Origin of the sequence: Plectonema radiosum NIES-515, assembly GCF_025753815.1 — a bacterium.
In the GTDB taxonomy this organism is placed as follows: Bacteria; Cyanobacteriota; Cyanobacteriia; order Cyanobacteriales; family Nostocaceae; genus Hassallia; species Hassallia radiosum_A.
The window spans coordinates 19,419-28,308 of sequence record NZ_JAOWRF010000355.1 but is presented as its reverse complement, the minus strand read 5'-3'; the positions used below and the strand labels follow the sequence as shown (position 1 = coordinate 28,308).

At 43.3% G+C, this 8,890-nt stretch carries 10 protein-coding genes; 6 read left to right on the top strand and 4 right to left on the bottom strand.

All coding sequences use genetic code 11. From position 1 onward, the window contains the following. The 4 genes from OGM63_RS25100 to OGM63_RS25085 all read left to right on the top strand — a co-directional run. The coding region (locus tag OGM63_RS25100) for an inositol monophosphatase family protein (protein WP_445974569.1) at positions 1-850 on the top strand (850 nt) is incomplete at its 5' end. A gap of 493 nt (positions 851-1,343) precedes the next feature. Beyond that, positions 1,344-2,066 (top strand): dienelactone hydrolase family protein, encoded by a 723-nt coding sequence (locus OGM63_RS25095; protein ID WP_263748398.1) that lies wholly within the window; start codon positions 1,344-1,346, stop codon positions 2,064-2,066. Between the two features lie 311 nt (positions 2,067-2,377). After that, entirely contained in the window at positions 2,378-2,998 is a 621-nt protein-coding gene (locus OGM63_RS25090; RefSeq protein ID WP_263748397.1) for a Uma2 family endonuclease, read from the top strand. Between the two features lie 277 nt (positions 2,999-3,275). After that, a complete protein-coding gene (locus OGM63_RS25085; protein WP_263748396.1) occupies positions 3,276-4,229 on the top strand; it encodes an MDR/zinc-dependent alcohol dehydrogenase-like family protein in 954 nt (317 codons plus the stop codon). Between the two features lie 165 nt (positions 4,230-4,394). Here OGM63_RS25085 and OGM63_RS25080 read toward each other — a convergent pair whose 3' ends face one another. The 4 genes from OGM63_RS25080 to petP form a co-directional block, all read right to left on the bottom strand. Beyond that, entirely contained in the window at positions 4,395-4,682 is a 288-nt protein-coding gene (locus tag OGM63_RS25080; protein WP_263748395.1) for a hypothetical protein, read from the bottom strand. Between the two features lie 206 nt (positions 4,683-4,888). After that, positions 4,889-5,923: a chlorophyll synthase ChlG gene (gene chlG / locus OGM63_RS25075; RefSeq protein ID WP_263748394.1), complete on the bottom strand. Its 1,035-nt coding sequence runs from the start codon at positions 5,921-5,923 to the stop codon at positions 4,889-4,891. A gap of 105 nt (positions 5,924-6,028) precedes the next feature. Beyond that, positions 6,029-7,129 carry a Get3/ArsA fold putative tail anchor-mediating ATPase NosAFP gene (locus OGM63_RS25070; protein ID WP_263748393.1) on the bottom strand — a complete coding sequence of 367 codons (1,101 nt, stop codon included), beginning with the start codon at positions 7,127-7,129 and terminating at the stop codon, positions 6,029-6,031. A gap of 157 nt (positions 7,130-7,286) precedes the next feature. Further along, complete coding sequence (petP, locus tag OGM63_RS25065; protein ID WP_375340523.1) at positions 7,287-7,487, bottom strand: cytochrome b6f subunit PetP; 201 nt, start codon at positions 7,485-7,487, stop codon at positions 7,287-7,289. A gap of 136 nt (positions 7,488-7,623) precedes the next feature. Between petP and OGM63_RS25060 the strand changes: the two genes are divergently transcribed. After that, complete coding sequence (locus OGM63_RS25060; protein WP_263748390.1) at positions 7,624-7,788, top strand: hypothetical protein; 165 nt, start codon at positions 7,624-7,626, stop codon at positions 7,786-7,788. A gap of 235 nt (positions 7,789-8,023) precedes the next feature. Further along, a complete protein-coding gene (locus OGM63_RS25055) occupies positions 8,024-8,869 on the top strand; it encodes an ABC transporter permease (protein ID WP_263748389.1) in 846 nt (281 codons plus the stop codon). The last annotated feature ends 21 nt before the right edge of the window (positions 8,870-8,890 follow it).

Genomic DNA, 8,890 nt, shown 5'->3' with positions numbered 1-8,890 from the left:
CTCCCCCTCTCCCCCTGCCTCCTTCCCCATTCAAATTTCTCAAATGAGTGATTTTTGGACAACTATTCTCGAATTTGCCCAAACCACTACCACCAGGGTAGGTAAGCAGCTAATGCTAGATTTTGGGCAAGTGCAAGCTTCGCAAAAAGCTGATGGTTCTTTGGTTACACAAGCTGATAAATGGGCAGATCAGACAATTTGTGATGCGATCGCTTCCACTTTTGCCGGTTATGGCATCCTCAGCGAAGAAGCTGATAAGGTGTTTCCTGGTACAGAGTGGTGCTGGGTAATTGACCCTCTCGATGGCACAACTAACTTTACACGGGGTATTCCTATTTGGACAATTTCCCTAGGTTTGCTGTATCAAGGCGTACCGGTTTTTGGGTATGTATATGTGCCGCCAACAAACCAAGCTTTTCACGGCTTTTGGCAAGGGACATCTGAGTTAGCAACTCCGACGGGGGCATTTCTCAATCATCATCCGATCCACAGCAGTGCTGATGAGCCTAGCAACAATCACTTTTTTAACCTTTGTTCTCGCAGTACAGCAGCGATCCAAGAAGGTTTAAGGTGCAAAATTCGCATGTTAGGTGTTGCTAGCTATAATTTTCTCACAGTGGCGACAGGGGCAACATTGGGTGGTATGGAAGCGACACCAAAAGTTTGGGATATTGCTGCCGCTTGGGTAATTGTTCAGGCAGCAGGTGGAAGTTGGGTATCTTTGAAGACAGAGCCGTTTCCTTTATTATCGGGAGAAGATTATAGCGATCGCTCTTTCCCCACTCTTGTTGTCAGTCGTGCAGAATTGCAACCTGTATTTCAGCCCTTTGTAGATAAAGTGAAAATTTAAACTCCTAGGTAGTAAGCGCTTCAGCGCTTTAAATTGAGCGATAAATCGCTCACTACGAATAAGAGCAAGAAAAAAGTTCACGGCTGAGTATATAATTTTTTCGGAGTTTCCTGTTCTAAACAGAAAGTTTCCTGTTCTGAGTAGGAAGCTTCTTGTTTTGAGTAGGAAGCTTCCTGTTTTGAGTAGGAAGCTTCTTGTTTTGAGTAGAAAGTTTCCTGTTTTGAGTAGGAAGCTTCCTGTTTTGAGTAGGAAGCTTCTTGTTTTGAGTAGGAAGCTTCCTGTTTTGAGTAGGAAGCTTCTTGTTCTAAAGCTCAAACAAGGAAAACTGCGTCTTTCGCAGAAGGTTGCGGTAAGAGTGCTACGGATTATTTTTCGCTTCGGATGAATCAAAATATATTACACTGACTGATCATTAGCAGATAGTGGGATATTTGAAGCTGAGAATTTTTAGTATAAGTCAATACGCTTTATCGTAAAGATAAAGGTAAAACATATGCAAATCCAACAGACAGAGGTGATGATTTCCACCCCCGATGGAGAGATGCCGGCTTTCTTGTGTACACCTACTGAACCTGACCGCAAGCCAGCCGTGCTGCTTCTGATGGAGGCTTTTGGCTTAACGCAGCACATTCGAGATGTGGCAGCGCGGATTGCCAAAGTCGGTTACGTAGTGATTGCGCCGGATTTATACTATCGTGAGTTGCCAAACAACAAGTTTGGATACGATGAGGTTGAGCAAGCAAGAGCGATGATGTGGCGTCTCGATTTTGGCAAGCCTGTAGAGGAGGATATTCGGGCAGCGCTGGCTTATGTAAAGTCACGACCGGATGTGAACCCCGATAAAGTCGGCGTTACAGGGTTCTGCTTGGGTGGTGGATTGACCTTTCTCACTGCCTGCAAAATGTCGGATGCGATCGCTGCGGCAGTTCCCTTTTATGGTGTTGTTTTAGATGAGTGGATCGAGGCAGTAACAAACATTTCTGTACCCGTATACTTATTCTTTGGTGGTGTCGATCCATTTATTCCTCAAGAACGTGTTAAACAAATCGAATCCCGGTTGAAAGAACTTGGCAAAGAGTACACCTTGAAGGTTTACAGTGATGCTGACCACGGGTTTTTCTGCCACGAGCGTTCTAACTATAACCCCTTGGCAGCGGAAGATTCTTGGCGCGAGCTTACAGGGTTCTTCGATAAACATTTGCAGGAAGTTGTCTAATACCGTTTCATATCATGACAGGCTTATCACACATACGCTCTGAGACGTTCCACTGGAACGTCTTTACGACGATTGCCATGTTTTTGTTAGTGTTAATTAAACAAACATAATATCACTGTGGAGAAGGGTGAAAAAAGAAAGAATATATTAGACATTTCCCGAAATTAATTATGCGTTGCCCGAAACCCCTGTAGAGACGTAGCAATGCTACGTCTCTACGTCTTTTATGGAGATGTCTATTTCATACTTTTTCTTTCATACTTCATACTTCATACTTCAAATGGCTCGTTTCTCGCATCCCGTATTTTTTTATGAATACTGTAATTACAGCAGAAAAAATTGAATTGCCTCCTGGGGCTGTGTTGAAACTTTTGGGGAACTGGCAAGAGTACCTCATGTTGGTTTTGCAGTTAGGCGATCGCGCTTACCCCCGTATCAAATACCGACCAGGAGAAATTTTGTTGATGGCACCTTTACCTGAACATGGAAGAGATGTAAGCTTGCTGGCAGATATTGCTAAAGTTTTTCTTGATCGTTTAGAGCATAGATACGACTCGTTTACACCCATAACCATGAGCTTGCCAGAAGTAAGTGGTATAGAACCGGACTATTGCTTTTACATTGAAAATTGGAGAGCTGTAGTAGGTAAGAAGCGTATCGACTGGGAAAATGACCCCCCACCAGATTTGGTAATTGAAATAGACGTTACTAGTTATAGCGATATTAATGATTATCTGGTTTACAAAGTGCCAGAGGTTTGGCTGTTAAAAAATAAGCAATTGTTGGTTTATAAATTGCAGGGTGAAAGTTATGTGCTTGGAGAAAGCAGTTATTTTCCTAATGTCAGAGAAATTGTGCAGCAATGTTTGCAAATTGCGAGTGAGCAAACAACAAGTGAGGCGATTAGGTGGTTAAGGAACTTTTTGCAGTAGACACGGGAGTTCCGCATTTGTTGCCCTACTCAGCATCGCCTGCATATGAATTATTCTGTCCGTGGGACAGTACGATCAACCAATAGCCATAACTAATGCGATCGCTCTTTCCCCCCAAAGAAAGATACAGCAGATTGCGTTCTAATATAATACACGTAGAGACTATTCTGTGCTACGTCTCTACAAGGTTTTGGATTTTATTATATATCTAGTTCATTTACCTGAAATCTACTGTAAAAAATCGCTTTCGTTCCCCTGAAATATCTAACAAATAACAATGAAAGGACTCTGGCTAGAAAACAAGCAACTACAACTCCGCACAGATATCCCCATTCCTCAACCACCACCGGGAGAAGCACTGGTGCGGGTTAGAAGTGCGGGTATCTGTAACACTGATTTAGAATTGCTCAGAGGTTACTATCCCTACACAGGCATTTTAGGACACGAATTTGTCGGTGTCGTCACCCAAGGACCAGAAAACTTAGTTAACAAGCGGGTAGTCGGAGAAATTAACGCAGTGTGTGGAAAGTGTCGCTTTTGTCGCAGCGGACAACCGACGCACTGTGAAAACCGCACTGTCTTGGGTATTGTTAACCGCAACGGTGCTTTTGCCGATTATCTCTGTTTGCCGATAGAAAATCTCCATCCCGTGCCCGATAATGTCCCTACAGAAGTAGCAACATTTACCGAACCTATAGCCGCAGCCTTGGAAATTCAGCAGCAGATATCGTTAAGTGTAAATCAGCGCGTGCTAGTGGTGGGAGATGGCAAATTGGGACAACTTGTAGCCCAAACACTCGCTTTGACTGGGTGCGATTTGTTAGCTGTGGGGCGTCATCGTGATAAACTTGCTAATTTAGAAGCACGAGGTATCAAAACTGGCTTTGCTGAAGCTGTTACAGATAGAGCTTTTGATGTTTCTGTAGAGTGTACCGGCAATCCCGAAGGATTTGCGATCGCTCGTCGTGCTTTACGTCCACGCGGTACATTAATACTCAAAAGCACTTATGCAGGCAACCTCAGCCTTGATGCTTCCTCTTTAGTCGTAGACGAAATTACTCTCATCGGTTCCCGTTGTGGTCCCTTTCCTGCTGCACTCGACTTGCTAGCAGCAGAAAAAGTAGACGTACAACCGTTAATTCACGCTACTTATCCCCTCACAGACGCGCTTGCCGCTTTTGAAAAAGCTCAACGTAAAGGTGTTATGAAGGTCTTGTTAGAAATTAGTTAGTGGATAATGCCAATGAAAGGAACCGACACCCTGAAGGGTGCGGCTACACGTACAAAGCCCACCTTCGTGGGCTTCAAAGATTTATAGCCCACGAAGGTGGGCTTTGTTTGTATAGCCCCAGGCTTCCAGCCTGAGGGCTTTTTGACACCCAACACCCAACAACCCCTAATAAAGCATCGGATTGGTTTTAGGTTGATAATCAAGACAATTTATTGCATCTTCTGTATTCGCAACGCTGGGATGTACGGTGCATTTGAGACGGTAGTCGTCGGTAAAAAATTGGCAGCCAGTACAAGGAATTTGATGCATCTGCTTGGCTACACTTACACTATCTCGCGCTGTCGCCCAAAGACTCCAAACTACAAGAATAATTAATGTCCAAGCAGTAACAAAACAAACCGGCACAAGAAACGGTTGAATAGTATAAATTAGGAAATAAGCTACTTTTAACACAGGGCTATTCCAATCAAACCTATAAATTAAGAGTGAGAAGTTTTGAAGTTACAGCAGATTTCAGGTAAATGAAGTACATATATAAAATCCAAAATCTTGTAGAGACGTAGCACAGAATAGTCTCTACATGTATTCGATTAGAGCGATAGGGTGCTATATGTTAACTTCTTACTCCTCACTCTTATCTTCTACTTAAGAAGTATAAATCAAATGCCGGCATGATGACCGAGTGCGATACCGGTTACAAGCATTCCCAAAACGAGAAACGGTTGAGCGCTTGCTTGGTATTTGACGTCATTGTTTATCGGGTCACGTAGGAAATACATATCCTGGAAGGTGATTTGCGGGATGATTAGCAGTACGAGAATTGCTGCGTATAAATTTTCATGGATGCTGACGAGATAAGCTGCAATCAATCCTTGAAATAAATCAATCATCACCACACAAATCAAAGCAGCATTGGTGATGCCAAACATTACGGGTAGTGATTGTAATCCTAATTGGCGATCGCCTTCTACACTCTTAAAATCATTGACAATGGCAATGCCTAATCCAGCTAAACTGTAGAACATTGTCAAAATGACAATAGTTAAATTTAGGTTGCCAAACAAAGCATGACCAGTACACCAAGGAAAGGTAATATAACTTGCACCCAAAGCATAACTACCTAACCAGCCGTTTTGTTTCAGCTTTAAAGGTGGGGCAGAGTAGATATAGCCGATGAAAGAGCCGATAATCGCGATTGATGTAATAGTGGGAAATGGATTACCAGCCCATTTATCTAGAGCAAAAGCGATCAACAGCCCTGCAATCAGTAATACCCATATCTGCGTAATTACCTGGGGTAGAGGAATTGCACCAGAAGGAATTGGACGGTAAGGTTCGTTGATGGCATCGATTTCGCGATCGTAATAATCGTTGGTAATTTGTACGTAACCTGCCATCAAAGGTCCTGATAGCAACATACAAAGTCCTGCCTTCAAGACATTTTCCAGCGTCCAGGTATAGTTTCCACTTGAAGCCGCACCGCAAACTACACCCCAAATTAAGGGAATCCACGTAATCGGCTTCATTAGCTGCAAGCGGATTTTCCATACCGAGGTTTCCCCTGCTGCTGCACCTTTCATGCCCAGGAGTTGCCTAGCTTTAGAACCGCTTTCAACAACAGCTTTTACTTCATCGCTGGCATTAATTGCCTCAGTAGAATTAGAATTTGGCGTAATCGGAGTTAATTCAGACATAAAGCATAGTTACTAGAGAGTTAGGAGTTAGGAGTTAGGAGTTAGGAGTTTTATTCCTCACTCCTCACTTTTAACTCCTAACTTTACTTTTGACTTTTAACTGACTTAAAACGAAATTATCAAATAATTATTCGCAAACTTGGCTCCAGCAACAGATTTGCCACTTAAAGCCGGAGGTAGAACAATATTGCGTCGTTGATCTCCGGCTTCTACGGTGACTTCCGGACCGAATTGAGTCAGCTTGACCTGTTTTTTATCGAATCCAGGCAAAAATAAGCGTACTTGACGACTTGGGACATCAACTTCAATTGGTTTAGGAGCCTGTAAAGCTTGTGCTGCAAAGTCGGGTAGGGCGTTTATCAGCGGTTGCCAATCGCCTGCTTTGAAGTCAGGAATAATACTAACTGGTAGGGGGGTGAATTCCGGCGACAAATTGGCGGGTGTGCCGGAATTAACCAACAGGACACCACCAACAGTTAAACCCACTTGTTGAGCGCTACCCCATAAATAACGGGCAGTGGCAACTTCTATCGGATCTTCTGTAGTTACCAAAAAAGCCGCCATTCGCTTGGGGTCTGCAAGAGCAGCTTTACCCTTTTCCAGAAAATTATTCGCGGTATTGGTGGGTTGGGCAAAATTATCTGCTGTCCAGTTGACGTTAAAAAAGCTACTAACTAGGGGTTGAATAAAAGGTGATTCAGAAATTGCCTTTCCTAAATCGGAGTTGACAAATAATTGCCGAAATCGCCGCAGATACCAACTTAGAGACTCTGGCAAACCGAGCGATCGCAAAGTGGAAGAATCGCCTGTGCCATTGTATATTATGGTGTCATATTTGCCGCTTTCGTCGTACTGACGAATAGCATTCAAAGCAAGGGCGCTGTCCATCCCTGGCAATACTGCCAGTTCTTGACCAAAAACCTCTTTGAGGAAAGGTGTGCGGAGGTATTGTGCCTCAAGTTTTTTCACTTCATCCCAACTGCGTTCTAACAGTGCAGATGTTTGAAACTGCACTACTTGTAAATTTGGAGCGATTTCTTGGGGGTCTGTTGCTAAAGTCGTACCTAGGAGAATTGGTAATTCTGGTTCTGCTAGTCCTGCTAGGAGTACCCGCTTTCCTTGGCTTGCTAATAACTTGGCGGCGGCGATCGCGCATTTAGTACGAGATGTGCCGCCTCTGCCCAAAAATGTCAATATCTGGGTCATTACTTGATTCTCTTTTCGGTGCCGTTTGTGTCAACTCCAACTTAGCACTCGGCAAATAATTCAACTTCTGCCTGGAAGTGCGATCGCAGAGGCTTCCGGACGAAGTTTCGAGCGGAAGAACTCTATCTTTAGACTTCAGTTTGCGCTTTAGTTGGTTCTATTGTTCGAGTCTGAGTTCATCTTCAAAAAACCAAGTGGTGAAATTATCTTCAAACTGCACCACCACACCCACACCGCTAGCATCAGTCATTCTGAAGCCTTGGATGACACCAATTTGTCCGAGTCTTTTGACTACAGGAGGAGACACGCGATCGCGCAAACGACAGACTTTAACCTTTTGTCCGATTTCCATGCCTATTTACAATGCAATAAACCAAGTCTCAGTGTAGCTGAATCCGTGACTCCAAAGAGAGTAGTTCGGAGGTGCCTCTGTAGAGATGCTCTTTGTATCGCGTCTTTCTCCTTTGAAATGAAGTCTTTCAATAACCAGTCAAGTGCTAGGTTTATATTTGGGTGTGGAGGCTGGTAAACTGCGTTATTTGACACTTTATGGGGACGAGGATGCCGACACCAGAAGAAGTAGCGATCGCGCCTACAGCAACAAGCATCTGAGGCGGAATTGCCTTTACAACACCAACACGTGCGATCGCAAAAATTAGTAGCCGAACAACTGCGATCTCTAGAATCGATCCGGATATGTTGACTTAGCAGAGCAAAAATGAGACTGACAATATATGGCAATGCAAAGAAGTTATGGTATATTTACCAAAATGATTTTTACAGAGCTTTTTAGTAGCAATTAATTATATACAGGAACTTTCGTAGCTAACAAGCTTCATTGAAGGAAATTTGGTGTGTATGTAGTGAGCGAGGAAGCAGGAATTGTTACAAACAATGCGAGGAGTTATCCGTAAGGCTATTAAGCTGAGGCGAATTTTACCAGTTAGCGATCGGTGGTGGGCAAAGTTTGACTTACTGAGAATTTTAGTCCGGCGCGACTTAGAAGCCCGGTATAAAGGTTCTGTCTTAGGAAATTTATGGCCTTTGCTAAATCAACTGTCGCAGCTGCTGATATATACTTATGTGTTCTCTGTAGTGTTGAAAGTCAAGTCTCCAGTCAAGAATTTGCCAGAAAATAACTTCACTTTTGGTTTGTGGTTATTTGCCGGATTGCTTCCTTGGATTGCCTTTAGCGGTGGATTGATCCAATCTGCTGGTTCGGTAATAGGACAGCCGAACTTAGTCAAAAAAGTAGTTTTTCCCTTAGGACTATTACCATTAGTACCGATTTTATCAACGTTTATTGAAAGTTCTTTTGGTTTAATGGCGTTGATTTTTTTTGTCGCGGTGACTTCGCATACTTTACATACCACCTTAGCGCTGTTGCCCTTAGTCTGGTTTCCCCAGTTATTGTTAACAGCAGGTTTAGGTTATTTTACCGCAGCAATTACCGTATTTTTACGAGATATACCGCAGACACTAGGAGTAATTTTAAACATTTGGATGTATTTAACACCAATTATTTATCCAGCAAGTGCTATTCCAGAGCAATGGCGGAGTTGGGTATTTTGGTTAAATCCCATGACAGCGATCGCAGAAGTTTATCGTGACTTAATATTAGTAGGGGAAGTCAAACACTGGGGCGAGTGGGGAGTTTCCTCAGTTATTGCGTTAATAGTGTTTTGTGGTGGATTGTGGTGTTATCGGCGTCTGCGTCCGGCATTTGCAGATGTATTGTAAGCACTACGGCTAAAGCAAGTG

Bases quoted from the DNA above. Each gene is read 5' to 3' on its own strand.
- OGM63_RS25090 (WP_263748397.1), top strand. From the start codon at position 2,378: ATGAATACTGTAATTACAGCAGAAAAAATTGAATTGCCTCCTGGGGCT.
- OGM63_RS25095 (WP_263748398.1), top strand. From the start codon at position 1,344: ATGCAAATCCAACAGACAGAGGTGATGATTTCCACCCCCGATGGAGAG.
- OGM63_RS25085 (WP_263748396.1), top strand. From the start codon at position 3,276: ATGAAAGGACTCTGGCTAGAAAACAAGCAACTACAACTCCGCACAGAT.
- OGM63_RS25070 (WP_263748393.1), bottom strand. From the start codon at position 7,129: ATGACCCAGATATTGACATTTTTGGGCAGAGGCGGCACATCTCGTACT.
- OGM63_RS25055 (WP_263748389.1), top strand. From the start codon at position 8,024: ATGCGAGGAGTTATCCGTAAGGCTATTAAGCTGAGGCGAATTTTACCA.
- chlG (WP_263748394.1), bottom strand. From the start codon at position 5,923: ATGTCTGAATTAACTCCGATTACGCCAAATTCTAATTCTACTGAGGCA.